This is a genomic window from Sulfitobacter sp. 15WGC, from assembly GCF_005068605.1.
GTDB lineage: Bacteria > Pseudomonadota > Alphaproteobacteria > Rhodobacterales > Rhodobacteraceae > Sulfitobacter > Sulfitobacter faviae.
On record NZ_SZNL01000010.1, the window covers coordinates 58392 to 84061 of the forward strand.

Annotated in this window: 28 protein-coding genes and 1 pseudogene; 13 read left to right on the forward strand and 16 right to left on the reverse strand. The window is 64.9% G+C overall.

The annotated features are described in order from the left end of the window. Positions 1–4: 4 nt before the first annotated feature. From flhB to flgB, 8 genes are read right to left on the reverse strand one after another with little or no spacing between them, the layout of a single operon-like run. A complete protein-coding gene (gene flhB, locus FCK22_RS10350) occupies positions 5–1123 on the reverse strand; it encodes a flagellar biosynthesis protein FlhB (protein ID WP_067261042.1) in 1119 nt (372 codons plus the stop codon). 3 nt (positions 1124–1126) lie between these two features. Continuing rightward, positions 1127–1882 (reverse strand): flagellar biosynthetic protein FliR, encoded by a 756-nt coding sequence (locus FCK22_RS10355; RefSeq protein ID WP_067261040.1) that lies wholly within the window; start codon positions 1880–1882, stop codon positions 1127–1129. A 2-nt stretch (positions 1883–1884) separates the two neighbouring features. Next, complete coding sequence (flhA, locus tag FCK22_RS10360; RefSeq protein WP_067261039.1) at positions 1885–3969, reverse strand: flagellar biosynthesis protein FlhA; 2085 nt, start codon at positions 3967–3969, stop codon at positions 1885–1887. Beyond that, positions 3966–4787, reverse strand: coding sequence for a lytic transglycosylase domain-containing protein (locus tag FCK22_RS10365; RefSeq protein ID WP_231886261.1), 822 nt, complete (start codon positions 4785–4787; stop codon positions 3966–3968). The genes flhA and FCK22_RS10365 overlap by 4 nt, the downstream gene beginning before the upstream one ends. A 14-nt stretch (positions 4788–4801) precedes the next feature. Beyond that, the gene (gene fliQ, locus FCK22_RS10370) at positions 4802–5071 is read right to left on the reverse strand and encodes a flagellar biosynthesis protein FliQ (protein WP_067261035.1); all 270 of its coding nucleotides are present in this window, start codon (positions 5069–5071) and stop codon (positions 4802–4804) included. A 3-nt stretch (positions 5072–5074) separates the two neighbouring features. Next, positions 5075–5407, reverse strand: coding sequence for a flagellar hook-basal body complex protein FliE (locus tag FCK22_RS10375; RefSeq protein ID WP_067261033.1), 333 nt, complete (start codon positions 5405–5407; stop codon positions 5075–5077). A 12-nt stretch (positions 5408–5419) separates the two neighbouring features. Continuing rightward, the gene (gene flgC / locus FCK22_RS10380) at positions 5420–5830 is read right to left on the reverse strand and encodes a flagellar basal body rod protein FlgC (RefSeq protein ID WP_067261031.1); all 411 of its coding nucleotides are present in this window, start codon (positions 5828–5830) and stop codon (positions 5420–5422) included. A 9-nt stretch (positions 5831–5839) separates the two neighbouring features. Continuing rightward, positions 5840–6244 carry a flagellar basal body rod protein FlgB gene (flgB, locus tag FCK22_RS10385; RefSeq protein WP_067261029.1) on the reverse strand — a complete coding sequence of 135 codons (405 nt, stop codon included), beginning with the start codon at positions 6242–6244 and terminating at the stop codon, positions 5840–5842. A 70-nt stretch (positions 6245–6314) separates the two neighbouring features. Between flgB and FCK22_RS10390 the strand changes: the two genes are divergently transcribed. Continuing rightward, complete coding sequence (locus FCK22_RS10390) at positions 6315–7655, forward strand: FliI/YscN family ATPase (RefSeq protein WP_067261028.1); 1341 nt, start codon at positions 6315–6317, stop codon at positions 7653–7655. Between the two features lie 6 nt (positions 7656–7661). On the opposite strand, the gene FCK22_RS10395 is transcribed toward FCK22_RS10390, so the two are convergent. The 6 genes from FCK22_RS10395 to FCK22_RS10420 form a co-directional block, all read right to left on the reverse strand. Continuing rightward, positions 7662–8810: a lytic murein transglycosylase gene (locus FCK22_RS10395; RefSeq protein WP_067261026.1), complete on the reverse strand. Its 1149-nt coding sequence runs from the start codon at positions 8808–8810 to the stop codon at positions 7662–7664. Between the two features lie 116 nt (positions 8811–8926). Continuing rightward, positions 8927–9391 (reverse strand): CreA family protein, encoded by a 465-nt coding sequence (locus FCK22_RS10400; RefSeq protein ID WP_067261025.1) that lies wholly within the window; start codon positions 9389–9391, stop codon positions 8927–8929. Positions 9392–9444: 53 nt separating this feature from the next. After that, entirely contained in the window at positions 9445–11169 is a 1725-nt protein-coding gene (sulP, locus tag FCK22_RS10405) for a sulfate permease (protein ID WP_067261023.1), read from the reverse strand. Between the two features lie 50 nt (positions 11170–11219). Continuing rightward, on the reverse strand, positions 11220–12137 hold the full coding sequence (locus tag FCK22_RS10410) for an MBL fold metallo-hydrolase (RefSeq protein WP_067261021.1): 918 nt from the start codon (positions 12135–12137) through the stop codon (positions 11220–11222). Further along, the gene (locus FCK22_RS10415) at positions 12134–12577 is read right to left on the reverse strand and encodes a YeeE/YedE family protein (RefSeq protein ID WP_067261020.1); all 444 of its coding nucleotides are present in this window, start codon (positions 12575–12577) and stop codon (positions 12134–12136) included. Before FCK22_RS10415 ends, FCK22_RS10410 begins: the two co-directional genes overlap by 4 nt. 1 nt (position 12578) lies before the next feature. After that, positions 12579–13013 carry a YeeE/YedE family protein gene (locus FCK22_RS10420; RefSeq protein ID WP_067261018.1) on the reverse strand — a complete coding sequence of 145 codons (435 nt, stop codon included), beginning with the start codon at positions 13011–13013 and terminating at the stop codon, positions 12579–12581. Positions 13014–13105: 92 nt separating this feature from the next. On the opposite strand from FCK22_RS10420, the gene FCK22_RS10425 reads away from it, so the two are divergent. Next, positions 13106–13411 (forward strand): metalloregulator ArsR/SmtB family transcription factor, encoded by a 306-nt coding sequence (locus FCK22_RS10425; RefSeq protein WP_067261016.1) that lies wholly within the window; start codon positions 13106–13108, stop codon positions 13409–13411. Positions 13412–13438: 27 nt separating this feature from the next. On the opposite strand, the gene FCK22_RS10430 is transcribed toward FCK22_RS10425, so the two are convergent. Then, positions 13439–13897: a sulfur transferase domain-containing protein gene (locus FCK22_RS10430; protein WP_067261015.1), complete on the reverse strand. Its 459-nt coding sequence runs from the start codon at positions 13895–13897 to the stop codon at positions 13439–13441. Between the two features lie 279 nt (positions 13898–14176). Between FCK22_RS10430 and FCK22_RS10435 the strand changes: the two genes are divergently transcribed. The 5 genes from FCK22_RS10435 to FCK22_RS10455 are packed head-to-tail and all read left to right on the forward strand — an operon-like array spanning position 14177 to position 17036. Then, the gene (locus FCK22_RS10435; RefSeq protein ID WP_136720410.1) at positions 14177–14623 is read left to right on the forward strand and encodes a hypothetical protein; all 447 of its coding nucleotides are present in this window, start codon (positions 14177–14179) and stop codon (positions 14621–14623) included. After that, positions 14623–15309, forward strand: a complete 687-nt coding sequence (locus FCK22_RS10440; protein WP_067264877.1) for a MotA/TolQ/ExbB proton channel family protein — start codon at positions 14623–14625, stop codon at positions 15307–15309. The genes FCK22_RS10435 and FCK22_RS10440 overlap by 1 nt, the downstream gene beginning before the upstream one ends. 28 nt (positions 15310–15337) lie before the next feature. Next, entirely contained in the window at positions 15338–15679 is a 342-nt protein-coding gene (locus tag FCK22_RS10445; protein WP_067264880.1) for a biopolymer transporter ExbD, read from the forward strand. A gap of 2 nt (positions 15680–15681) precedes the next feature. Further along, positions 15682–16071 carry a biopolymer transporter ExbD gene (locus tag FCK22_RS10450; RefSeq protein WP_067264882.1) on the forward strand — a complete coding sequence of 130 codons (390 nt, stop codon included), beginning with the start codon at positions 15682–15684 and terminating at the stop codon, positions 16069–16071. After that, positions 16068–17036 (forward strand): energy transducer TonB, encoded by a 969-nt coding sequence (locus tag FCK22_RS10455; protein WP_136720411.1) that lies wholly within the window; start codon positions 16068–16070, stop codon positions 17034–17036. Before FCK22_RS10450 ends, FCK22_RS10455 begins: the two co-directional genes overlap by 4 nt. A 16-nt stretch (positions 17037–17052) precedes the next feature. On the opposite strand, the gene FCK22_RS10460 is transcribed toward FCK22_RS10455, so the two are convergent. Next, on the reverse strand, positions 17053–18387 hold the full coding sequence (locus FCK22_RS10460) for an aspartate aminotransferase family protein (protein WP_067262143.1): 1335 nt from the start codon (positions 18385–18387) through the stop codon (positions 17053–17055). 173 nt (positions 18388–18560) lie between these two features. Between FCK22_RS10460 and FCK22_RS10465 the strand changes: the two genes are divergently transcribed. The 6 genes and pseudogenes from FCK22_RS10465 (at position 18561) to gap (ending at position 25670) form a co-directional block, all read left to right on the forward strand. After that, positions 18561–19568: a BMP family protein gene (locus FCK22_RS10465; protein WP_067262144.1), complete on the forward strand. Its 1008-nt coding sequence runs from the start codon at positions 18561–18563 to the stop codon at positions 19566–19568. Further along, a pseudogene (locus FCK22_RS10470) lies at positions 19569–21115 on the forward strand (ABC transporter ATP-binding protein). It abuts the gene before it with no gap. Then, entirely contained in the window at positions 21105–22154 is a 1050-nt protein-coding gene (locus tag FCK22_RS10475; protein ID WP_067262148.1) for an ABC transporter permease, read from the forward strand. The pseudogene FCK22_RS10470 and the gene FCK22_RS10475 overlap by 11 nt, the downstream one beginning before the upstream one ends. After that, entirely contained in the window at positions 22154–23098 is a 945-nt protein-coding gene (locus tag FCK22_RS10480) for an ABC transporter permease (protein ID WP_067262155.1), read from the forward strand. Before FCK22_RS10475 ends, FCK22_RS10480 begins: the two co-directional genes overlap by 1 nt. Before the next feature lie 142 nt (positions 23099–23240). Continuing rightward, complete coding sequence (locus tag FCK22_RS10485) at positions 23241–24521, forward strand: amidohydrolase family protein (protein WP_067262156.1); 1281 nt, start codon at positions 23241–23243, stop codon at positions 24519–24521. Between the two features lie 147 nt (positions 24522–24668). After that, a complete protein-coding gene (gap, locus tag FCK22_RS10490; protein WP_067262158.1) occupies positions 24669–25670 on the forward strand; it encodes a type I glyceraldehyde-3-phosphate dehydrogenase in 1002 nt (333 codons plus the stop codon).

Here is a 25670-nt window from a genome sequence, read left to right on the forward strand (position 1 = left end):
CGCATCACTCTTCGCGGATCGACGACCCCGCAGGGGGCTTGCGGCGCACGTTGCGGCGCAGGTCCATGACAAAGCCGATGATCTCGGCCACGGCTTGCCAATGTTCCATCGGAATGTGGTCGTCGACCTCTACCGCCGCGTGGAGGGCGCGGGCCAACGGACGGTTCTCGATCATCGGAATGTCGTGTTCCTTGGCCAACTCGCGGATGCGGTGGGCCATGACATCGGCCCCTTTGGCCACGCAGACCGGCACATCATCGACGCCCTGTTCATATTTCAGCGCCACGGCGTAATGGGTCGGGTTGGTCAGGATCACGCTGGCATTGGGGATGGCCTGCGCGATGCGCTGACGGGCGCGGGCGCGGCGCAATTCGGCGCGGCGGCCCTTGATCTGCGGATCACCCTCGCTGTCCTTATGCTCGTCGCGGATTTCCTTGAGGCTCATCATCTGTTTCTTTTTCCACTGCGCCCGCTTCCAGATGATGTCGGCGATGGCGATGGGCACCAGAAGCACGGTGGTGACCAGAAAAATCCAGCGCACCTTTTGCAGGGTCGCTTGCAGCAGCGTCTCGGGGATGAAAGCCTGCGTCTGGCCCAGTGACTGCGCGATGTCACGCACGGCCCAGACGGTGATGAAACCGATCACCAGCACCTTGGCCGTATTCTTGGCAAATTCGACAAAAGCCTCGGCCGAGAACAGCCGTTTGAACCCCGACAGCGGGTTCAGCTTGGAGAACTTCGGTTTGATCCGCTCGGCCGAGACGACAGTCTCGCCTTGGATTAACACGCCGAAAAGGGCTGCCAGCACCATGATCCCCACCACCGGCATCATCGCCAGCCCCAGCGTAAAGCCGAGCGATTTCAACACCTGGCCCGCTTCTGCAACACCAGTGCCGCCGGTGCCGATGGCGGTGACACCCGCCCCCAAAAGGGGGCTTTGCAGCGCCGCCACGATACCGTCGATCGAGGCGGGCAGCACGAAGATCAGGATCATCAGCAGGGCAAAGACCAGCATCGCCGTGCCGGTCTCACGCGATTGCGGCACGTCGCCTTTCTTGCGCGCGTCTCGGAGCTTTTTCTCCGTCGGCTCTTCGGTCTTACTGCTCTTGTCCTCTTCCGACATGGGCTAGAATCCGTAGGTGGTGAGCCAATTCGCGAAAGGCTCAAGAAACCCGCGCATCATGGTCGGAACCGCCAGCACCATCAAGGCCAGCCCGGCGGCGATCAGCAGGGGCTGGGCGATAAAGAAGACCTGAAGGCTCGCCATCATGCGGTTGGCCAGCCCCATCCCGACGTTCAGCACCAGACCGGCGACATAGAAGGGGGCTGCGATTGACAGGCCGAGGTAGAGGCTCACCTGCGTCGCCCGCGCGAATTGGTCGGTCAGATCGGCCAGCATAAAGGTGCCGGGCACGAAGACCTGATAGGACATCAGCAGCGATTCAATGATGAGGTGGTGCAGGTCGGTGATGAAGATCAGCGCCGTGGCCCCGATCAGCAGCATCGCCGCCATAGAGGTCGCCCCCTCGAAGGCGCCGATGTTCGGGGCCAAAGCGTTGGCCAGCCCCGACATCAGTGCCATCTGATAGCCCGCGAATTGCAGCGCCGAAAGCAGCGTGCGCGCGACCAGCCCGATCCAAAGCCCCACGGTGATCTCAGAGCCAAAGATCAACAACAGGGCACCGGGGCGATCCTCGGCGACGGGGCCGAGGCCGGTCACGGGATAGAGCGCGGCGCTCAGGATCAGACCAAAGAACAACCGATGCCGCATCGGCACCGAGGTCTCCCCGAACCCCGGCATGAACACAAGCGCGCTGCCGATCCGGGCAAAAACGACGAAATACCCCATCAGGGCATCGGTCAGGAGGGCCGAGAGGTCCATCCCTAGCCCCCGATGGTGGCGACGGTCCGCAGGGATACCTTGCGATGGATCTCGGCGTTGGAGATCACCGGCGTCATCGGGCTGACCCGTTCCAGCATGGAGCGCACATAGGACCGCGCCTCGGGGTTGACCATCAGCGCGGGCCAACTGTCCTCTGAGGCGAAGCGCTGGATCTGCTGGCGCGCTTGCAGCACGAATTCCTGCACCCGTTTGGGCGACATGACAAAGGTGCGGTCCTCGCCCACGATCTTGACCGCCTCGATGAACTCCGCCTCCCATGAGGGCGATAGGGTGATGACCGGCACGAAGCCCTGCCCATCGGCCAGCCCTTGGCAAATCTGGCTCGACAGGCGGCGGCGCACATTCTCCAGCACCAGCGCGGGCTTGGAGGTCTGGCGCGTCGCCTCGGCCATCGCCTCGACGATCAGCGGCAGATTGCGGATCGAGACGCGTTCAAGCAGCAGTTCCTGCAAGACCTGCTGCACCAGAATCGCGGGGGAGGGGACAGGCAGATCGTTGACCAGCTTTTGATAGTTCCGGTCCAACCCCTCGATCGCCTCCTTCGCTGCGCCATAGGTCAGCAGTTCCGACATGTTCTCTTTGACGACTTCGGTCAGATGGGTGGTGATCACGCTTTCCGGGTCCACCACCGTATAGCCCTGCGCCTCGGCCTGATCGGCGACCTTGCTGTCGACCCAAAGCGCATCCAGCCCAAAGGTCGGCTCGCGCGTGGCCTCACCCGGCAGTTGCAGCGGCGCGCCTTCGGGGTTGATGACCATCATCTGATTGGCGCGGATGTCACCCTTGGCCGCGTCGACGCCGTGGATTTGGAAGGCGTAGCTGTTGATCGGCAGGCTCACGTCATCCTTGATCCGCACCGAGGGCATGGGAAAGCCGAATTCCTCGGCAAAATGCTTGCGCAGGGATTTGATCTTGCTCGGCAGTACCGCGTCGGGGCGGTTGGCCAGCGCCACCAACCCTTCGCCCAGCACCAGCCGCAGCTCATCCAGATGCATCGGATTGTTGTCGACCTCCGGCATCTCCTGCTTTTTCTGCGCCTCGGCATCGGCCTTCGCCTTGGCCTCTGCCGCCTCTGCCGCGCCGCGCTGGATCACCAGCCCCAAGCCCACCATGGCCGCGGCCAGAAGGGCAAAGACCAGCAGCGGGAAGCCGGGCAAAAGACCGATGCCGAACAGCAGCAGAGCCGCCATGTAAAGCGCCTTGGGGAAGTTTGAAAGCTGATCGAACACCGCCTCATTGGCCGCCCCCCGCGTGCCGCCCTTGGTCACGATCAGACCGGCGGCGAGCGAGACGACAAGCGCCGGAATTTGGCTCACCAGCCCGTCGCCGATGGTTAGCGAGGTAAAGACGTTGAAGGCATCGCCCACGCCCATGCCGCGCTGCACAACGCCGATGAGGATGCCGCCGATCACATTGATCAGCGTGATGATCAGCCCCGCGACCGCATCACCGCGCACGAATTTCGAGGCACCGTCCATCGCGCCGAAGAAAGCGCTTTCGTCCTCAAGCTCCTTGCGGCGGCGGCGGGCCTCATCCTCGTCGATCAGCCCCGCGCCCATATCGGCGTCGATCGCCATCTGCTTGCCCGGCATCGCATCCAGCGAGAACCGCGCGGCGACCTCGGCGATGCGGGTCGACCCCTTTGTAATCACGACGAAGTTGATGATCACGAGGATGGCAAAGATCACCACGCCGATGACGAAATTCCCCGCCACGATGAACTTGGAGAACCCTTGAATCACATCCCCCGCCGCATGCATCCCCGCATGGCCTTCGCTGAGGATCAGCCGGGTCGAGGCCACGTTGAGCGACAGCCTTAGCATGGTGGTGACGAGCAGCAGCGTCGGGAAAGAGTTGAACTGCAAGGGGGAGGGGATCCAAAGCGCCACCATGAAGATCAGCACCGAGAGCGACAGCGACAGCGCCAGCCCGAAATCCAGCAGGATCGGCGGCAGCGGCAGGAACAGCACCGCCAGCACCAACGCCATGCCAACGGCAAAGCTCACGTCCTTATTGGCGCCAAACATGCTGAGTTGCGGCAGAAGGGTATTGGGTTTCGCGCTCATCCCGCATCCTCCGCCGGGACGGTGGTAAACTGCGGCAGGACCGGCTGCATCTCATGCGCCGAGTAAAGCGAGCGCCGCGCGTTCGCCGCCCCGCCGATCTGTGCGCCCCATGTAGCCTTGGCCGTCAGCCTGTCATAGCGGCCCGCCTCGCGCCGCGCCGTTTTGCGCGGGCGGGCAGGGGCCGCCGCCGGGCTGGCACTGGCCAGCGCCTGAAACTCCGGCAGCCGCGCATTGGCGGCGGAAATGTTCTTTTGCAGCCGGTCGAGGTAGGTGTCGCGGTATTCCGGCTCAAAGGAATGATACGACCCCGCCGCCTGTAGCCAACTGCCTGTGCGCCGGTGCAACCGCTTGAGAAAGCGCGCCGCGTAATCCACATTCACCCGCGGATCGAACCCTTGGGCGGGGCTGTCAAAGGCATCCGGGTGCCAGCGCAAGTTGATCTGCATACAGCCCACGTCGATAGAGCGGATGCCGCTCGCCTGCCGCTCTGCAATCCAATCCAGCGCGGCAGTGCGGCTGTCGAACAGCCGCCCTTCGCCCGCGGCGTTGACCGCATAGGGCCAGACCGTGAAATGCCCGTTGCGGCGGGTGCCCGCCTCTTGCAGGCCGATGGCCAGCAGCAGATTGTCGGGGATGCCATGCCGGGTTTGGGCGGCGAGGATCTCGCGGATGCAGACCCCCTCTGGCCCGCCCTTGGCGGCAAGCGTGCGCGCGGTCTGCGTCACCTTGTCCTTGCGCGACGGCTCATAGAAAGACCCCCAGCCTTGCGCGAGGGTGGGGGAGGCGAGCGCGGCGCCCAAAAGTGCCGCGCGGGCCATATGCCAAAACACCCTCACAGCCCACCGTTCTGCACGAGGTCGAAAATCGTATCCGACAGGTTCTTCAGCGTGGCATACATAAATGGCGTCGCCGCCAGTAGGGTGACAAAGATCATCACGATCTTGGGCACGAAGGTCAGCGTCATTTCCTGAATCTGCGTGAGCGCTTGGAAGAACGCGATCACCAGACCAATTGCCAGCGCCACCCCCAACACCGGACCCGAGGCCAGAAGCACGGCCCAGACGGTAGCAGAGATGATGTCATAGGTCTGGGTTTCGGTCATGGCCTAGATCGGCATCCGCAGAATTTCCTGATAGGCTTCGACAAAGCGGTCGCGCACAGACACGGCCACTTTGACGGTGGATTCCATCGCCAGCATGGCTTCGACCACCTGCTGGGTATCCGCCTCACCGCGCAGCCCGGCTTGGGCCACGGCTTCGCCCTCGCGCACCGTTTCCAGCGCGCTTTCCGAGGCTTGCTGCACCATATTGGTGAAACTATTGGCGCTGGCGCCTGCCTCTTCGGCGATGGCTTCGCCCTTTTGCGCCGTCAGCGATTGCGAGGTGCGATAGGCACCGCGAACCGCGGCGGTCGAGATCAGGGAGGCGGGATCGCTCATCTCAGGTCAGCCTCACTTCAGCAGGTCGAGCATCTGACCGCGCATCCGGCGGCCTGACTCGAACATGTTCATATTGGCCTCGTAGTTGCGCGAGGCTTCGCGCATGTTGGCCATCTCGATGATCGGATCGACATTGGGGCGTTTGACATAGCCGGTTTCATCCGCCGCAGGATGCGCCGGGTCATAATCGCGGCGAAAGGGGGATTGGTCGCGCCCGATACGGTCGACCTCCACCAAGGAGCCGCCGCCATTGCGGTCGATCAACTCTGAGAAACTGATGGTCTTGCGCCGGAACGGATCGGCGCCGGGCGTGGTGCCCGTTGAATCGGCATTGGCCACGTTTTCCGAGATCACCCGCAAACGCGCGGTCTGCGCGGTCATCCCGCTGGCGGCGATTTTGGCGATGGACTGAAGCGGATCCATGGGCTTTCCTTACCTGTTTCCGGTGACGGCCATGGTCAGCATGTCATAGCTTTTGCGGTAAAGCTGTGCGGCCAACCTGTAGTGATCGCCGATCTCGGCGGCCTTCACGGCCTGTTCTTCAAGGTTCACGGTATTGCCATCCAAAGTGGTGCCCTTGGCGTGGCCATCCGTCACTTCGCGCACGCCGGGCGTGCCATGGGCGACACCGGTGAAGTGTTTGTCATGTGTGGTCACCAGCCCGGTATCGCGCGACAACTCTCCGCTGAGCATCGATTCAAAGGACGATACGTCGCGCGCCTTGTAGTTCGGGGTCGAGGCATTGGCGACGTTTTCAGAAACAACCTTCTGCCGGGCCGAAAGCCACTGCATCCGGTCCGACGCGAGTCCAAGAATAGAAAGATTAGACAAGTTCATTTTTTTGCCTATAGCCTGTTTAATCCTTGTATAGTAAATATTGCCCCGCGCTCCTAGAGGAAATTTATCCATGCAGACACTCTTTTCCGAGCTGACCAGTTTCGCCCGCGAGGCAGGCGAGGCCGAGATCACCGGCGAAGTGCGCGCGATCACCGGCATCACCCTAACCGCCGTGGGGTTGGAGCGGGTCTTGGGCATCGGCGAGCGCTGCATCGTGCATGGCTCCGACGGGCCGGTCCATGCCGAGGTGGTGGGGCTGGGCAGTCACGGCACCGAATTGCTCCCCTTCGGCTCATGGCGCGGGGTGGCGGCGGGCGACCGGGTCGAGGTCGCGATTGGCCGCGATGTGATCCGCCCCGATGAAAGCTGGAAGGGCCGGGTGATCAGCGCCTCGGCCACGCCGCTCGACGGAAAAGGGCATCTGCCCGAGGGCAACGACCCCCGCCCGCTGCGCGCCGCCCCGCCGGGGGCTTTCGACCGCAAGCGCATCGGCCCGAAACTCGCGACCCATGTCCGCGCGCTGGATGTTTTCACGCCGCTTTGTCAGGGCCAGCGCTTGGGCATTTTTGCGGGCTCTGGTGTGGGTAAATCGACGCTGATGGCCATGCTGGCCCGCTATACCGACTGCGATGTGGTGGTCATGGCACTGGTCGGCGAACGCGGACGCGAGGTGCAGGATTTCATCGCCTCCGACCTCGGCCCCGAGGGGATGGAGAAGGCGGTTCTCGTCGTCGCCACCGGGGACGAGCCGCCGCTCACCCGCCGCCAAGCCGCTTGGACCGCCATGGCCGTGGCCGAACATTTCCGCGATCAGGGCCAGCATGTGCTTTTGCTGATGGACAGTGTCACCCGTTTCGCCATGGCGCAGCGCGAAATCGGCCTCGCCTCGCGCGAACCGCCCACCGCCAAGGGCTATCCGCCGACGGTTTTCTCCGAGCTTCCACAGATGCTGGAACGTGCAGGGCCGGGGCCGGTGGGCAAGGGGGATATCACCGCGATTTTCACCGTTTTGGTGGATGGCGATGATATGAACGACCCCATCGCCGATGCCGTGCGCGGGATCACCGATGGGCATATCGTGCTTGACCGCAAGATCGCCGAAAAGGGCCGCTACCCGGCGATTGACCTGCTGGCGAGCGTCTCTCGGACGTTGCCGGATTGCCACAGTTATGTGGAATATACGCTGCTCACCGCCGCCCATAAGGCGCTCGCCGCCCACGCGGATATGGAGGAATTGATCCGCATCGGGGCCTACCGCGCCGGCAGCAACCCTGAGTTGGACCGCGCCATCGCTTTTGCCGGACCTTGCGAAGCCTTCCTGAGCCAGCGCAAGGCCGAACATACCCCGCCGCAATCCTCTTTTGCTGAGGTGGCAGGGATGCTCGACCGAGCCGGGATCAGCCTGGGCTAGGCCCGGTTACTGCAACCGGCGCAGCAACTCGACCGAAGGCTCACCCGTCGCGGGCAGGCCGACGCTGGATTGATAGGCGCTGATCGCCTTGCGGCTGTTCGGCCCGATCACCCCATCCGCGCCATCGGTATCGAAGCCCCGCGCGGTCAGCCGTTGCTGTAGCGCGATGCGGTCGTCCTTGGTCAGCCCATTGGCGTCGGGTGGGAAGCTGCCGCGCAGCGGCCCGCCGCCCGCGATCCGATCCGCCAGATGGCCCACGCCAATCGCATAGCTGTCGGAGTTGTTGTAGCGTTTCAACGCGCGGAAGTTGCTGGTCACCACGAACTGCGGCCCGCCCGCCTGCGGCTGGATCACCGACCCCGCGCTGGCAGGAAGACTGCCCAACTCCCCGCCCCATTTCAGCCCCCGCGTCCAGCCGTTGCGCGACAGATATGCGGCGGTGGAGGCCAGCGCATCGCTGGGGTCTTCCGACCAAATATCACGCCGCCCGTCGCCGGTAAAATCCACCGCGAAGGCTTGGTAAGAGGTGGGGATGAACTGCGTATGCCCCATGGCCCCGGCCCAAGACCCGGTCAGCCGGTCGGCAGTGATGTCACCGTTTTGCAGGATCTTTAGCGCCGCGATCAACTGCTTTTCAAAGAACGGCCCGCGCCGACCATCATAGGCCAATGTCGAGGTGGCCGACACGACAGGCACATTGCCGCGCCGCTCTCCGAAATAGCTCTCGAGCCCCCAGACCGCCGCGACGATCTCTGCCGCGACGCCGTAGCGGCCCTCAATCGCGTTCAATGTGCTGCGGTGGCGAGCAAAGGCCGCGCGCCCCTTCGACACCCGCTCATCCGAGGTGGCGATCGACAGGTAATCTTCCAAGCTGCGACTGAATTCCGTCTGATTGCGGTCGCGTTTGACCACGCCGGGCAGATAGCCCGTGCCACGGAACCCGCGGGCCAAGGTGCTGGCCGAAATACCCTGCGCCGAGGCGCGGTTTTTGAAAGCCCCGACCCATGCGTCATAGCCCGCGTTCGGCACCGGGCGCAGATCGTCCGGCACCCCCGCCGCCGCGGCGGGGCCCAGCGTGCCGCCCCCGGTCGAACAGGCCGAGGTCAGCCCCAATGCGGCAAGGCCGAATGCGAATGTTCTGCGTGAATGTCTCATAAAACCTGCCTGTCGCTGCGTTGTTGCCTTTTGCGCAGCATATCGCAGGCAGGTCGCCCGACAAGGCGGGATCGCCCCAATGGCAAGGCTTTGCCTAAGCGATCCTCGGCTTTCGGCTACTGACCGGGCTGGTAGAGGGGCACCGTCGACATCGATGTCTTGGCCGAGCCGTCTTGCACCCGTTGGCTGTGGCTGATGTAGATCAGCGTGTTGTTCGCTTCGTCAAAAATACGCTTGACCTTCAAGGTCTTGAAGATGATTGAGCGGCGCTCGCTAAAGACGTTTTCGCCCTCGTCACCACGGTCAATGTCACCAATCTCAATCGGGCCGGTCTGGCGGCAGGAGATCGAAGAGTTCGACGGGTCTTCGAACCAATTGCCCTTTTGCAGCCGGTCGATCAGCCCGCGTTCGAAAAAGGCCAGATGGCAGGTCACGCCCTTCACCTTGGGGTCGGCCACGGCTTCGACGATGATGTCATTGCCCAGCCAATCCACATCCACCTTGCCGACCTCTTCGGCGTTGGCAGCGGTGGCGAAAATACTGGCGGATAGGGCGGCGGCGCGGGCAAATGTCTTATTCATGGCAGGCAAACGCGCAGCGGGCCGCGCGGTTCCCGGAATTTTTCTCGGCGGCGTCACCGGGGATGTTCGGCCAGCGCACAGGCCGCCTCATGCTGGCTGAGGAAGACCTCCCCGGTCAGCTCGTCAAGGAAATGACTGCGCTTCAGCCGGTCCATCACCGGGCCTTTCACCTCGCTCAAGTGCAGGCGGATGTCGGCGTCCTTCAGCCGGGTATTGATCGCTTCAAGCGATTCCAGCGCCGAAAGGTCGATTTCATTCACCGCCGGGAACATCAGCACCACATCCGTCAGGTCAGGCTTATCGGCGGCATATTGGGCCAGTTGATCCTCCAAGAACCGCGCGTTGGGGAAATAGAGGCTCTCGTCCACCCGCAGGCTCAGCACATGGGGCTGGGTCTCGACCTCGTGACGCAGCACGTTGCGGAAATGTTCGGTCCCCGGCACCCGACCCACCACGGCCATATGCGGGCGCGAGGTCTTGTAAAGATGCACGAGGATCGAGGTCACGACGCCCGCGCTCACCCCGGCCTCGACGCCGAAGATCAGCGTCAGAAGGATCGTCACGCTGACGGCGGCGAAATCGGCGTGGCTGAAGGCCCATGCGCGTTTGAGGATCGAAAAATCGACGAGGCTCAGCACCGCGACGATGATCGTGGCGGCCAGCGTGGCCTTGGGCAGGTAGTGGATGAGCGGCGTCAGGAAAAGCGCCGCCAGCGCCAGCCCGGCGGCAGTGAAGGCGCCCGCGGCGGGGGTCTCGGCGCCCGCGTCGAAGTTCACCACCGAGCGCGAGAAGCCTCCGGTGACCGGAAAGCCGCCGGTAAAGGCCGCGCCAAGGTTGGCGCTGCCGAGGCCGATCAACTCCTGATCCGGGTCGATCCGCTGGCGCTTCTTCGCGGCCAAGGTCTGCGCCACGCTGATGCTCTCGACAAAGCCGATGACGGAGATCAGCAGCGCCGGGACGAAGAGTTGCGACAAGAGCTCGGACGAAAAGGAGGGCAGGGTGAGCGGCGGCAGGCTCTGCGGCACTTGGCCCACTATTGAAACGCCCCGCGCGCCCAGATCGAAGCCCCAGACCGCCAGCGTCATCGCCACAATCGCCAGCACCGGCCCGGTCTTGGTCCCGATATCCGCCATCCGCGGCCCTAGCCCCATGCGCCGCAGCAGCGGTTTCAGCCCGCCGCGGACCCAGAACAGGAAACCCGTCGCCGCCACGCCCAAGCCGAGGGTGATGACATTGACCTCCCCCAGATGCGCCCAAAGGCTGGACAGGATCTGCGGCAGCGTGTGCCCCTCGGCCTCGATCCCCAGAATATGCCGCAACTGGCTGGCGGCGATCAGGATGCCGGAGGCGGTGATGAACCCCGCGATCACCGGGTGCGACAGAAAATTCGCCAGAAACCCCAGCCGAAACAGCCCAAGCGCCAGCAGCATCGCGCCCGACAGGAAGGCCAGCGTCAGCGCCGCCGTGACATAGCCCGCCGTGCCGCTCTGCGCGATCTCGCCCACCGCCGCCGCCGTCATCAGCGAGACCACGGCCACCGGCCCCACCGCCAGCGCCCGGCTGGTGCCGAAGATGGCGTAGAGCACGATGGGCGCGATGGAGGCGTAGATGCCAGCCTCGGGCGGCATGCCCGCCAGTAGAGCATAGGCCAGCGATTGCGGGATCAGCATGATCGTCACGATTACCGCCGCGATCATATCCCCGGTGAACTGGCCACGGTCATAGCGCCGTCCCCAGTCGAGGATCGGCAGGTAGTGCGAAAGCGAAGGGAGAGGCATGGGCGGCGATCCGTCAGATAGGGGCGGCCCCGAGGGGCCACCCGGTTGGCTCAGTCGAAACGGTTTACGGGCAGTTTCAGGTAGTGATGGCCATCATCCTCCGCCGGGGGCAGCCGCCCGCCGCGCAGGTTGATCTGCAATGCCGCAAGGATGCGGTTGGGCAGCGACAGGGTCGCGTCGCGTTTCTGACGGCGCTCGATATAATCTTCGCGCTTGGTGCCATCCTTGACGTGGATGTTGTGGGCGCGGTGCTCGTCCACCGTGGCCTCCCACTGCGGCTCATCGCGATCATCGGTGCCGTAGTCATGGCCGATGTAAAGCCGCGTGTCGCCGGGCAGGGCGAGGATGTCTTGGATCGACTCCCACAACTCTTCAGTCGTGCCGCCGGGGAAATCCGACCGCGAGGTGCCCGCATCGGGCTGCATCAGCGTGTCATGCACAAAAGCCGCATCGCCACAGACATAGGTGATCGACCCCAGCGTATGCCCGGGCGACAGCATCACCTTGGCATCAAGCTCGCCAATCTTGAAGGTCTCGCCCTCCTGAAACAGGTGGTCAAAATCGCGGTCCGGGTCAAAGGCATCGGGCAGGTTGTAAAGATCGGCCCAAATCTTGGCGATCTCAGGCACCAGCGCGCCGATGGCATTGGGCGCGCCCGTCCGCTCTTTCAACTGGGCCGAGGCCATAACGTGATCCGCATGGGGGTGGGTGTCGAGCACCCATTCCACGGTAAGGCCGTTTTCTTTCACCAGATCAAGCACCTGATCCATGCTTTCGGTGGTGAACTTGTAGTTCTTCGGATCGAAGTTCCACACCACGTCGATCAGCGCGGCCTTCTTCGTTGCCGGATCGGCGCAGATGTATTGGATCGAGCCGGTGTCAGGCTCATAGATGCCCCAGACATCGGGGCTGCCTGCTCCGGTCGAAGGGGAGTGGCGCACGACGGGTGAATTGAGAGGGTCGCTCATCTGGCTGGTCCTTTCTTGGTTATAGAGGTCAAATCAGGGCTGTGCCGGGCGATCCACATGCCGCCCAGCATGAAGGGGACAAAGATCAAGGTGCCGCTGGCCGCGATGGGCAGGGCGGTCAATGCCGGGCCGGGGCAAAAGCCGCCCAAGCCCCAGCCGATGCCGAAAATCGCGGCGCCGGTCAGCAGTTTCGGCTCAAGATCATTGCGGGTGGGAAGGCGGAATTTATGGTCGAAAAAGGGGGTCTGACGGCTGCGGAACAGCCAGGCGAACCCCGGTGCCGTTACCGCGATGGCGCCGCCCATGACAAAGGCAAGGCTGGGATCCCATGTGCCGAAAACATCGAGGAAGTTCAGCACTTTGGCCGGGTCGGCCATGCCGGAAACGATCAGGCCGATGCCGAACAAAAGGCCGGAGAGGAGGGCGAAGAACTGTTTCATATCACCCTCCGATCACATGGCGCATGACAAAGACGGTCACGAATGCCGTCGCCATGAATGTCACTGTCGCCACGATCGACCGCGCAGAGCCTCGGCTGATCCCGCAGACCCCGTGGCCCGAGGTGCAGCCATTGCCATAGGTCGCGCCAAAGCCGACGAGCAGCCCGGCCACCGCCATCAGGACGGGGTTCGAAGGCACCCATTGCTGCGGCCATCCGCCCGAGGTGATCAGCCAAAGCGGCGCCGCGAGCAAAAGACCCAATACGAAGAAAAACGACACGCCCCGTGCTTCGCCGTCGCTGTCACGCGCGAAGAGCCGAGAGGTCAGCCCGCTGATCCCCGCGATGCGCCCGTTCGTGGCCATCAGCAGCACCGCCGAGACCCCAATCATCGCGCCGCCGCCCAGCGACAGCCATGGTGTGAATTCGGTTTCCATCTCTCAACTCCTTACGGCCCGCCAAGCGGCTGGCTTGTGTCAGACTGTAAATCAGTATATATTACGTCATCATAATATTCAATGATGCTAATATGAAAAACACGGACGACTTTCTGGATGGCGATATCGCCGGGGCTGCGGCGCTTATGACGATGCTAGCGTCAGAAGCGCGGTTGCAGATCCTGTGCCGTCTGATCGGTGGGGAACGCTCGGTCGGGGATCTGGCGCAGGCCTGTGGTCTGTCGCAATCCACCATGTCGCAGCAGTTGAAAAAGTTGAAAGACGCCGGTCTGGTCGACAGCCGCCGGGCGGGGCAGACGATCTTTTACCGGGTCAAGGGGCAGGAGGCCGTGGCCGTTCTGGAAACGCTGCATGGCCTCTACTGCGCGCAAAAGTAAAACGCCCGGCAAAACCGGGCGCTTCTCTCACGCTTTGCTATCCGCGTAGGATTTGACCAACTGACCGATCTTCTCTTCGGTCAGGTCGATGCCGCGGGCCTTGCCCTCCTGCAGGGCCGTATCGCCGTCCCAACCCTTATCCGCCGCAAGGGCCATCAGGGTCATCGCCCCCGCACGTTTGCCCGAAGCGCAGTGCAGAAACACCGGCTGGGGTAGGTCGTCCAGTGACTTGCGGAATTCATCCACCGTCTCGGGGCCAAGGGCGTCTGGCGTCACCGGATGGTGCAGGTAGTTCAACCCCAGCTTCTCGGCCACCAGCCGCTCTGCATCGGGGGAGAGGCCGCCTTTCTCATCCGAGGCACGGAAGTTCACCACCGTTTTCATCCCGGCCGAGGCCGCTTGCTCCAGTGCTTTCGCGTCCGGCGTGAACAGGGCCACGTTATGGGCAGGGTCGATGGTCGCGATCTTTTGGCTGTCGTCGGTCATTCTGGCCTCCTTCTCTGCGCGGATGCGGTCGCCCGCGCGTGGTGGTTTCAGCAGCCCAACCCCAGCCCGGCGCAACTGTTCCCCGCTTGGCAGAACGGGCCGCGCTGCGCAGATATAATCCGAGTATTAAAGTCAGGATTGTCACCGTCGCCCGGTTTTGCTAGGCAGCAGGCAGAAATTCCGCTTGGCGCAAGAGGTGCTGCGACGATTCTGCCCCGCTGTGGCAGGCGCCCCAGACCTGCGCCGTGATCAAAGACAAACCCATCGGGAGCCACCCCCATGCCGCATTTTCGTTCCGCGTTCCTCGCGGCCCTGTCCCTGACCATCGCCCAAGGCGCCGCCGCTGAGACGCCCGCCGCAACCCCGGCCAGCGCCTCGCCCGCGCTCAAGGTCGAGCTGAACGCCGCCGACACCACGGAAGCCAATTGCAAGCTGACCTTCCTCATCACCAACGAGCTTTCCGCCCCGCTCGACAAGGCGGTCTATGAAACGGTGCTGTTCGACCGCGAAGGCACCGTGAACCGGCTAACGCTCTTCGATTTCGGCGAACTGCCCGTTGGCCGCCCGCGCGTGCGTCAGTTCGTGGTGCCGCAGACCACCTGCGAAAACCTTGGCCGCATCCTCTTTAACGGCGCGCAAAGCTGTGACGGCGTGGGGATCGAGGCGGGCACCTGCGAAAACGCGCTGGCCCCGGCGACCCGGACCGAGATTGAGGTGCTGGGCTGATGGATCAACTTGACGCGCTGCTGACCCCGCTGCGGGGCATTGCCGAAACCGGTGGCCCGGTGGTGGTGATCCTGATGGCCGTGGCCGTGCTGACCCTTGCGGTCGCCCTCTATAAGACATGGCAGTTCCGCGCCGCCGCCGTGGGCCGCCACCGGGCGCTGTCCGAAGCGGTCAACGCATGGGAGCGCGGCGATGCCGCCGCCGCCCGCGCGGCGCTGGGCCGGTCGAAAAGCTACCTCGCCCCGGTGATCGAATTGGCCATGTCCGCGCCTGAGGCGGGTGCCTCTCGCTTGCAGGCCGAGGCCGAGATGCGTTTTGCCAAGCTGGAGCGCGGCTTCCGCCTGCTCGATTCCGTGGCGCAGCTTGCCCCGCTCTTGGGTCTCTTCGGCACGGTTCTGGGCATGATCGAAGCCTTCCGCGCTTTGCAGGATGCGGGCTCTCAGGTGGACCCGTCGATCCTCGCCGGTGGCATCTGGGTGGCGCTTCTGACCACTGCCGTGGGGCTTGTCGTGGCCATGCCGACCGCGCTGGTGCTCAGCTGGCTTGAGCAACGCATGGAGAACGAGCGCGTCATCGCCGACAAGGCGATCCTCACCGTGCTGCATCCCGGCCAGAACGCGGCCCCCGCCGCTGCGCCTGCCGCCACCCCCTTCGCCGCCGCCGCGCCCCGGCCAGCCCATGGCTAGGCCACGCCGGCGGCGCAACCGCCTCTCCATGACCTCCCTGATCGACGTGATCTTTCTGCTGTTGTTGTTCTTCATGCTGACCTCGACCTTCTCAAAATTTGCCGAGATCGAATTGGCCGCAGCGACATCCGGGGCAGGGGCCGAGACGGGGGCGAAACCCTATTTCCTGCAACTGACCACCGAGGGGCTGCGCCTCAACGGCGATGCGCTGGCGCTTGAGGCGCTGACCGCCAGCCCCTTGGCCGAGGCTGAGGAGGGCACGCCGCTTCTGGTCTCGCTCGGGGCCGAGGTTGAGGCGCAGGCGTTGGCCGATCTGCTCATCGCGCTGCGCGCCCTGCCGGGGCTCAGCGTCTCGGTTCTGGAGGGCTGATCATGCGACCCATCGCCAAGGCCAAACCGCAACGCGAACCGACCATCGCGTTGATCAACATCGTCTTTCTGATGCTGGTCTTCTTCATGGTCGCAGGCACCCTGTCGCAGCCGCTCGATTCCGATCTCAACCTCGTCGAAACCCGCGAGCTTGAGGGCCGCGCCCCGCCCAATGCGCTGGTGGTCCATGCCGATGGCCGCATGACCTACGCAGGCCAAGACCGCGCCAGCGTGGCCGATTTCATCGACGCGCTGCCCGAAGAAGAGCGCGACACCGTGCGGCTTCTCCCCGACCGCGCGCTGCCCGCCCGCCGCCTTGTCGAACTGACCCGCAAGCTGCGCGGGGCAGGGGCCGCGCGCGTCATGCTTGTCACCGAAAGGGCGCTGCAATGATCCCCCGTTCCGGTCTCGTCAAAACACTTTCCATCGGCGTCGCTGCCAGCCTCGTCGTGGGCGTGTCGCAACTCGCCCAGATCGACGACAGCGCCAAGATCGCAGGCGGCGGCGCGCCCGCCGCGGCCCAGCTTGGCACGCGGTTTGAGGATATGGCGGTCGGCACATTGGATGCCGAACCGGTGGAAGAGATCACCCCAACCCCCGAACCCGAACCGGTGGAAACCGCAGAGGCCCTGCCGCCGACCCCCGCGCCCGAGCCCACGCTCACCCCCACGCCTGCGCCCGTCGCAGAGCCGGTGCAGACGGTTGAGGCCGAGCCCATGCCCGTGGCTCCGCCCGCCGCCGCGCCGACAGAGACGCCGGTCTTGCCCGCCCTGACACCGGTCGAAACCCCGCCCGAGACGACTGAGGCCACGCCAACGATCACGCCTGCCGCCCCGGTGCCGCCGGTCGAAACCCTCACCGCCGAGGCCGAGGATGACGCGCCGCGCCTGTCGCAGCGCCCGCAGCGCCGCGACCCCGAACGCGCCGCCGAAGCGGCCAAGAAGGCCAAGCCCAAGCCGCAGCCGAAACCCAAGCCCAAACAGACCACGCGCGGCAATGCAAAGCGCAACAACACCAAGGGCGCGCAGACGGCCAGCCGCGCGGGCAACGCCGCGCAATCCGGCAGCCGCCAGCGTGCCGCCGCGCCTGCGGGCAATGCGGCGGCCAGCAACTATCCCGGCAAGGTGATGAGCCGCATCGCCCGTGTCGGCAAGCCGCGCGTCCGCTCCCGCGGGACGGCTGTGATTGCCTTTTCCATCGGTGGGGGCGGGCAGTTGGCAGGGGTCCGCGTGGCCCGCAGCTCCGGGTCGGCGGCGCTGGATCAGGCGGCGCTTGGCATCATCCGCAAGGCCGCCCCTTTCCCGCGCCCGCCCGCCGGAGCGCGGCGCAACTTCTCGATCCAGATCAAAGGCCGGTAATGGGCAGGCGGAGGGGTCAGCCCTCCGCGATCACCCCGTCGACCGCCGCGCCCAGCATCTCGACCGTCATCTCGATTTCCTCGGGCGGGGAGGTGAAGGCCGGGGCCAGCAGAACGTGATCCCCCGCCGTGCCATCGGCGCAGCCCTGCGAAGGGTAGCAGATCATCCCCGCCTCCATCGCCGCGCGCTGGATCTTGCCCGCAAGGTTGCGGCTGACGTCAAAGGGCGTCTTGCTGTCGCGCTCGGCCACCAGTTCGATGGACCAGAACAGCCCGCGCCCGCGAATGTCACCGACATGAGGATGCTCGCCAAAGCGGTCGCGCAGCGCGGTTTCCAACTGCTGCCCCCGGATGCGCACCGCGCTCAGCAAATCGTGGCTCTCGACCTCTTGCAGCACCGCCAGCGCGCCCGCCGTGGCGACCGCATGGGACATATAGGTGTGCCCGTTCCACAGGTTGCCGCTGCCCGCCATGATCGCCTCGATCACGCTTTGACGCGCCATCACCGCCGCGATCGGCTGATAGCCCGCGCCGAGGCCCTTGGCCATGGTGGTGATATCGGCGCAAATGCCTTCCTGCTCCAGCGCGAAAAGGCTGCCGGTGCGCCCCATGCCGCACATCACCTCATCGGCGATCAAGAGCACGCCGTGGCGGTCGCAGATCTCGCGCACATGTTTGAAATAGCCCTCGGGCGCGGGCTGGGAGCCGAGCGAGGCGCCGACCACCGGCTCGGCCACGAAGGCGGCGACCGTCTCTGGCCCCAGCTCGACAATCCGCGCCTCCAACTGATCCGCCAGCCGCCGCGCAAAATCCGTCTCGCTCTCGCCGTCGCGTTGCAGACGGTAGGCATAGGCGGCGTCGATATGCTCCACCTCCATCAACATCGGGGCAAAGGGCTTGCGGCGCCCGGCATGGCCGCCCACCGCCAGTGCGCCGAGCGTATTGCCGTGATAGCTGGGCTTGCGCGCGATGATCTTGGCGCGCGCCGTGTCGCCGCGCTCCAGATGGTACTGCCGGGCGAGCTTCAGTGCCGCCTCCATCGCCTCGGACCCGCTGCCCAGATACATGACCCGGCCTTCGCCTGTACCCTCAGGCGCGCGGGCGATCAGATGGTCGGCCAGCGCCTCTGCCGGGGCGTTGGTGAAGAGGCCAGTATGGGCAAAGGCGAGCTTGTCCATCTGCGCGGCGACGGCGGCGCGCACGGCGGCATTGTCATGCCCAAGGCTTGATACAGCCGCACCGCCACAGGCGTCCAAATAGCGCTTCCCTTTGTCATCAATAAGGAAATTTCCTTCTCCGCGTACGATCACAGGTTGCGTGGCGCGCAGGTTACGGTGCAATACATGGCTCATCGTAGAATCCGATCCTTGGGGTCGACCCTATTTACCGCTTCGCCTGCTGACTGCCACATTAATCAGCACAAGGCGCCTATTCGGAAAAGCTTGGGCTGACCTAGGGTCAGGAGAAGCTTGACAGGTAAAATATTTTATCAAACGGTAAAATACCTAACCAACGGGGGATAAAAATGACACAACGCAATTTCACACGCCGCTTCCTATTGGGCACGGCGGCCATGCTGGCGGGTGCCAGCCTTTTGCCGCAGGGCGCGCTGGCCGCCGAGCCGATCAAGGTCGCGGGCGTCTATACCGTGCCGGTGGAACAGCAGTGGGTCAGCCGCATCCACAAGGCCGCCGAGGCGGCGCAGGAACGCGGCGACATTGAATATACCTTCACCGAGAATGTCTCCAACACCGATTACGCGCGGGTGCTGCGTGAATATGCCGAGGCCGGTAACCAGTTGATCGTGGGCGAGGTTTTCGGCGCCGAGGCCGAGGCGCGCGAGGTCGCCGCCGATTACCCCGAGGTTGCCTTTCTCATGGGTTCCAGCTTCAAGCAGGACGATGCGCTGCCGAATTTCGCGGTCTTCGACAACTACATTCAGGACGCGGCGTATCTGTCGGGGATCGTAGCAGGGTCGATGACCGAGAGCGGCAACATCGGCATGGTCGGCGGCTTCCCGATCCCTGAGGTGAACCGCCTGATGCATGCCTTCATGGCCGGTGCGCGCGAGATGAACCCCGACATCAAGTTCCAGGTCAGCTTCATCGGCTCCTGGTTCGATCCGCCCAAGGCCAAGGAAACCGCCTTTGCCATGGTCGAGCAGGGCGCCGACGTGCTTTATGCCGAGCGCTTCGGCGTCTCGGACGCGGCGCAGGAGAAGGGCGTGCTGGCGATCGGCAACGTGATCGACACCCAGGCCGAATACCCCGAGACCGTCGTCGCCTCCGCCCTGTGGCATTTCGAGCCGACGCTCGATGCCGCCATCGCCGCGGTGAAGGCGGGCGAGTTCAAGGCCGACGACTACGGCCGCTATTCCTTCATGGCCGAGAACGGCTCCTCGCTGGCGCCTCTGGGCACCTTCGAGGGCAAGGTCCCGCAGGAGGCGATGGACCTCATCGAGGAGCGCGAGAAGGCGATCCGCGACGGGTCCTTCACGGTCGAGATCAACGACGAAGAGCCGAAGTCCAACTAAATGACCGATCAAAACCCCGAGGCGCAGGTGGTCCTGCGCCTCGATGGCATTACCAAGCGATTTGGCAAGCTCACCGCCAATGACGCGATCTCCTTCGATCTGCGGCAGGGCGAGGTCATTGCCCTGCTGGGCGAAAACGGCGCGGGCAAGACCACGCTGATGAATATCCTCTTCGGCCACTACACGCCCGACGAGGGCCATGTCGAAGTGTTCGGCGAACGCCTGCCTGCCGGCAATCCGCGCGCGGCGCTGGCCGCCGGTGTCGGCATGGTGCACCAGCATTTCACGCTCGCGGACAACATGAGCGTTCTCGAAAACATCGTCCTCGGCACCCGCTCAATCTGGCGCCCCGGCTTTGGCCGGGCGCAGGCGCGACAAAAGATCGTGGCGCTGATGGAGGACTACGGTCTGCGCGTGGACCCCGATGCGCAGGTCGCAGCCTCAGCGTGGGCGAGCGGCAGCGGGTCGAGATCCTGAAAGCCCTCTACCGCGAGGCGCGTATCCTGATCCTCGACGAGCCGACCGCCGTGCTGACCCCGCAGGAGACCGAGGACCTCTTCGCCACCATGCGAAAAGCGGTCGCCCTTGGCCTTTCGGTCATTTTCATCTCGCACAAGCTGCACGAGGTCATGGCGATCTCCTCGCGCGTCGTGGTGCTGCGACATGGCAAGTTGGTAGCCGAAGCCAAGACCACCGAGACCGACCGCGCCGCGATGGCGCAGATGATGGTGGGCTCCGAGGTCGCCGCCCCTGTTGTGCGCCGTGCTGATCCGGGTGCCGCGCTGGTGACGCTGCAAGGCGTCAGCACCCCGGACGTCGGCAGCGCTCCGGGGCTGAAGAATGTCGATCTGGAACTGCGCGCGGGCCAGATCACCGGCCTCGCCGGGGTTTCCGGCAACGGGCAGACGGCGCTTGCGGACCTCATCGGCGGCCTCATTCGCCCTGCCTCCGGCACGTTTCATGTGAAAGGCGACGCCCCGCGCGGCTGGTCGCCCCATGCCGCCATCGGCGCGGGCATCGCCCGCATCCCCGAGGACCGGCACAAGACCGGCACCATCGCCGATTTCGACCTCACCGAGAACGCGGTGCTCGAGCTTTACTCTCGCCCCGGTTTTTCCCGCCACGGCTGGATGAACTGGCGCGCCGCCCGCGATTTCGCCGCCAAGATCATCAAGGGCTACGACGTGCGCTGCCCCGGCCCCGAAACGCGTATCCGCCTTCTGTCGGGCGGCAACATGCAAAAGCTGATCTTGGGCCGGGTGCTAGAAACCGCGCCTTCGGTGGTGCTGGCCAACCAACCGGTGCGCGGCCTCGACATCGGGGCGCTCACCTACGTGCACGAACAACTCTTGGCCGCCCGCGACCGCGGCGCGGCGGTGCTGCTGATCTCGGAAGACCTCGACGAGGTCACGGCGCTGTCGGACGTGATCCACGTGATCTCCGAAGGCCGCCTTTCGCCCCCCTTCGCACGCGGCGCGCTCACCCCCGCCGAGCTCGGCGTCTGGATGGCGGGCGATGGATTCGAGGAGACCTCCCATGCGGCTTGAACCCGTCGCCAACCCCACATGGACCCGCTCGCTGGGCCTGCCCGCGCTGGCGCTGCTCGCCACCGTGGTTATCGCCTCACTGCTCGCGATGGTCGCCGGTGCACAGCCGTTCTCGGTGCTGGGCCTCATCGTCAAGGGCGCCTTCGGCTCGAAGTTCGCCCTGCTGGAGACGCTCAACCGCGCCACCCCGCTGATCTTCACCGGGCTTGCCGTCGCCGTCGCCTTCCGCGCGAAACTGTGGAACATCGGCGCCGAGGCGCAGCTTTACATGGGCGCGGTGGTCACCGTGGTGCTGGGCACCGGCGCGCTGGCATGGCCCAGCTTCGCGCTCCTGCCGACGATTGCCGTCGCCGCCATGCTCGCCGGGGCCGTGGTGCTGCTGGTGCCGACCTTCCTCAAAACCCGCTTCGGCGTCGATGAGGTGGTCACCACGCTTCTGCTGAACTTCGTCGTGCTGCTCTGGGTCTCCATGCTGCTCGAAGGGCCGCTGAAGGACCCGATGGGCCTCGGCTGGCCCAAGTCCGCGCGGCTAATCGGGGAGGCGCGTCTGCCGCGCATCGCCGAGGGGCTGCGGCTGCACTGGGGCTTTGCCCTCGCGCTGATCTCGGCCCTCGTCGTCTGGGTGATCCAGCGCCGCAGCACGCTGGGCTACGAGATGCGCGCGGTGGGGCTGAACCCCGCCGCTGCACGGTTCGCGGGCATTCCGGTGAATGCCGTGCTGATCAAGACGGCGCTCTTGTCGGGCGGCCTTGCCGCGCTGGCGGGCTTTTCCGAGGTGGCGGGGCTTAAGGGCAACCTCACCTTGGATATCTCGCCGGGCTTTGGCTACACCGGCATCATCGTCGCCATGCTGGCGCTCTTGAACCCCTTGGGCGTGGTGGTCGCGGCACTCTTCGTCGCCGGCATCTTCGTCGGCGCCGACAGCATGAGCCGCGCCGCGGGCGTGCCCACCTACCTCGCCGACATCATGCTGGCGCTGGCGCTGCTGGCGATGGTGCTGGCGATCATGCTCACGAAATTCCGGGTGAGGCGCGACTGATGGATATTTTCGACATTCTCCTTCAGGCGAGCTTCTGGACCGCCGCGATCCGCATCGCCTCGCCGCTGATCTTCGCCGCCTTGGGCGAGCTGATTTGCGAGCGGGCCGGGGTGCTGAACCTTGGCATCGAGGGCATCATGGTCGTCGGCGCTTTCGCCGGCTGGCTTACCGTCTACCTCGGCGGCGGGCTGTGGTTCGGCGTGGCGGTGGCGATGCTTTCGGGCATGTCCTTCGGCCTCGTGCACGGTGTGCTGACCGTGCCCTTCGGCCTCAGCCAGCATGTCGTGGGCCTCGGCATCACGCTTCTGGCAACCTCGCTCACATACTATTGCTACCGTCTGGCGCTGCCCGAGGTAACCTCGCCCCCCAAGATCGAGGCCTTCCAGCCGCTGGAAATCCCGCTTCTGTCCGACATCCCGGTGATCGGTCCCGCGCTCTTCAACCAGACCCCGCTGACCTATCTGGCCTTCGCGCTGGTGCTCGTGGTCACGCTGGTGCTCTACCGCACGCCCATGGGCCTCGCCCTGCGCGCGGCGGGGGAGAACCCGGCGGCGGTCGAGGCGCAGGGGCTCAGCGTCTCGGCGATCCGCATCGGCGCGGTCATGGTCGGCAGCGGGCTGATGGCCGTGGGCGGGGCCTTCCTGACCATGTCGGCCTTCAACTCCTTCTTCTTCGAGATGGTCAACGGCCGCGGCTGGATCTGCATCGCGCTGGTGGTCTTCGGCTCGTGGAAGCCGGGCAAGACGCTTCTGGGCGCGGTGCTGTTCGCGGCTTTCGACGCGTTACAGATCCGCGTGCAGCAGACGCCGCTCGGGGCCGATATTCCCTACCAGATATTCCTGATGGCGCCCTATATCCTGTCGATCCTCGCGCTTGTCGTCATGTCGCGCCGGGCGCAGGTGCCAGCGGCGCTGATGGTGCCCTTCAACAAAGGTGAGCGCTGACTGAAGCGCTTCCTTTCAACCGTTCCGTCCGGCCGCAGGCCGGACAGCCCCCGACCGCCCCCCTGGGCGGGGGCTTCACCCCCACCCGCGGCCGGGGGCTGCCCTTTGTGGTTGCCCGCATAGCCATGAAAAGGACCAACCCATGTTCGACCTCATCATCAAAGGCGGCACGCTCCCCGACGGACGCCGCACCGACATCGGCATCAAGGGCGACCGCATCGCCGCCATCGAAGACCTCTCCACGGCGCAGGCCCGCGAGACCATCGACGCCAGCGGCGACCTCGTCAGCCCGCCCTTCGTTGACCCGCATTTCCACATGGACGCCACGCTCAGCTACGGCACCCCGCGCATCAACGCCTCGGGAACCCTGCTCGAAGGCATCGGCCTCTGGGGCGAGTTGAAGGAGGTGATGACCCAAGACGAAGTCAAAGCACGCGCGCTGGAATATTGCGACTGGGCCGCCTCGCTCGGCCTTCTGGCGATCCGCAGCCATGTCGACACCTGCGACGACCGTCTTTTGGGCGTCGAAGCCCTACTCGACGTGCGCGAAACGGTGAAGGACTACATCGACCTGCAACTCGTCGCCTTCCCGCAAGACGGGCTCTACCGCGACCCCACGGCGCATGAGAACACGATCCGTGCCCTCGACATGGGCGTCGACGTGGTGGGCGGCATCCCGCATTTCGAACGCACCATGGCCGACGGCGCCCGCTCCGTCACCGCGCTGTGCGAGTTGGCCGCCGAACGCGGCCTCATGGTCGACCTGCATTGCGATGAGACCGACGACCCCCATTCGCGCCACATCGAGACGCTGGCCTATGAGACTCAACGCCTCGGGCTGCAGGGCAGGGTGGCTGGCTCGCATCTGACCTCGATGCATTCGATGGATAATTACTACGTCTCGAAACTGCTGCCGCTGATGGCCGAAGCGCAGGTCGCCGCGATCCCCAATCCCCTGATCAACATCACCCTGCAGGGCCGCCACGACAGCTTCCCGAAACGCCGCGGCCTGACGCGGGTGAAGGAGATGCAGGCCATGGGCATCGACGTCGGCTGGGGGCAGGACTGCGTGATGGACCCGTGGTATTCCATGGGCACGGGTGACATGCTCGACGTGGCCTTCATGGGGCTGCACGTGGCGCAGATGACCTCGCCCGAGGAGATGCGCCGCTGTTTTGACATGGTGACGAATGTGAACGCGCGGATCCTCGGCTTGCAGGACTACGGGCTGCGCGTTGGCGCGACCGCCTCGCTGGTGGTGCTGGACGCGGGCAACCCGATCGAGGCGCTGCGCCTGCGGCCCGACCGGCTCTGCGTCGTGGCCAAGGGCCGCGTGATCTCACGCCAAGCGCGCAACGACGCGCGGCTCAGCCTGCCGGGGCGGCCCGACAGCGTGCGCCGCCGCCATAGCGCACATTCGTAAAACCGGGCTGAAAACAGGCCCAAAATCGGCGCCTTGAAACCGGGTGCCGATTTCCTACCTCTGGCCAATTGAACTCCATCACACCCAATGCTATGTTAGCGCTAACCGCGCCAATCCGCCCGAAACCGGGCCACCGGAGGACTCACCATGACCACTAAAATCGCCATCAACGGCTTTGGCCGCATCGGACGCTGCGTGCTGCGCGCGCTGATCGAGAACGGCTTTGACGGGATCGAAGTCGTTGCCATCAACGATTTGACCGATGCCGAGAACCTGCTGCACCTGCTGAAATACGACTCCGTCCATGGCCGCCTGCCGGTGGATGCGGAATTGAAGGACGGCACCCTGCATGTGGCGGGCCAGAGCATCCGCATGACGGCAGAGCGCGATCCGGCGATGCTGCCCTGGGGCGACGTCGATGTGGCCTATGAATGCACCGGTTTCTTCACCGCCCGCGATGCGGCGGCGAAACATTTGGAGAATGGCAGCAAACGCGTGTTGATCTCGGCCCCCGGCAAGGGTGTGGACCGCACCGTGGTCTACGGCGTCAACCATGACGAGTTGACCGGCGAAGACGTGATCGTCTCCAACGCCTCCTGCACCACCAACTGCCTCGCCCCCGTGGCCAAGGTGCTGGACGATACTTTCGGGATCGAAACCGGCTATATGACCACGATCCACGCCTATACCGGCGACCAGCCGACCCATGACAGCCCGCACCGCGACCCCTATCGTGGCCGTGCCGCCGCCCTGTCGATGGTGCCCACCTCGACCGGCGCCGCCGCCGCGATTTCCGAGGTGATCCCGCATCTGAAAGGCGTGCTCGAAGGGTCCGCCGTGCGGGTGCCGACGGCCAATGTCTCGCTCGTGGACCTGTGCATCATGCCCAAGAAACCCGCCACGGCAGAGGCGGTGAACGCCGCCATGCAACAGGCGGCCGATGGCGCGTTGAAAGGCGTGCTGGCCTATGAGCCCGCGCCGCTCGTCTCGACCGATTTCAACCACGACCCGCATTCCTCCACCCTCGCGCCCGATCAGACGCGGGTGACCGATGGCGGCATGATCCGCGTGGTGAGCTGGTATGACAATGAATGGGGTTTCTCGAACCGCATGAACGACACCGCGCGCGCCATTGCCGCGCTGATCTAA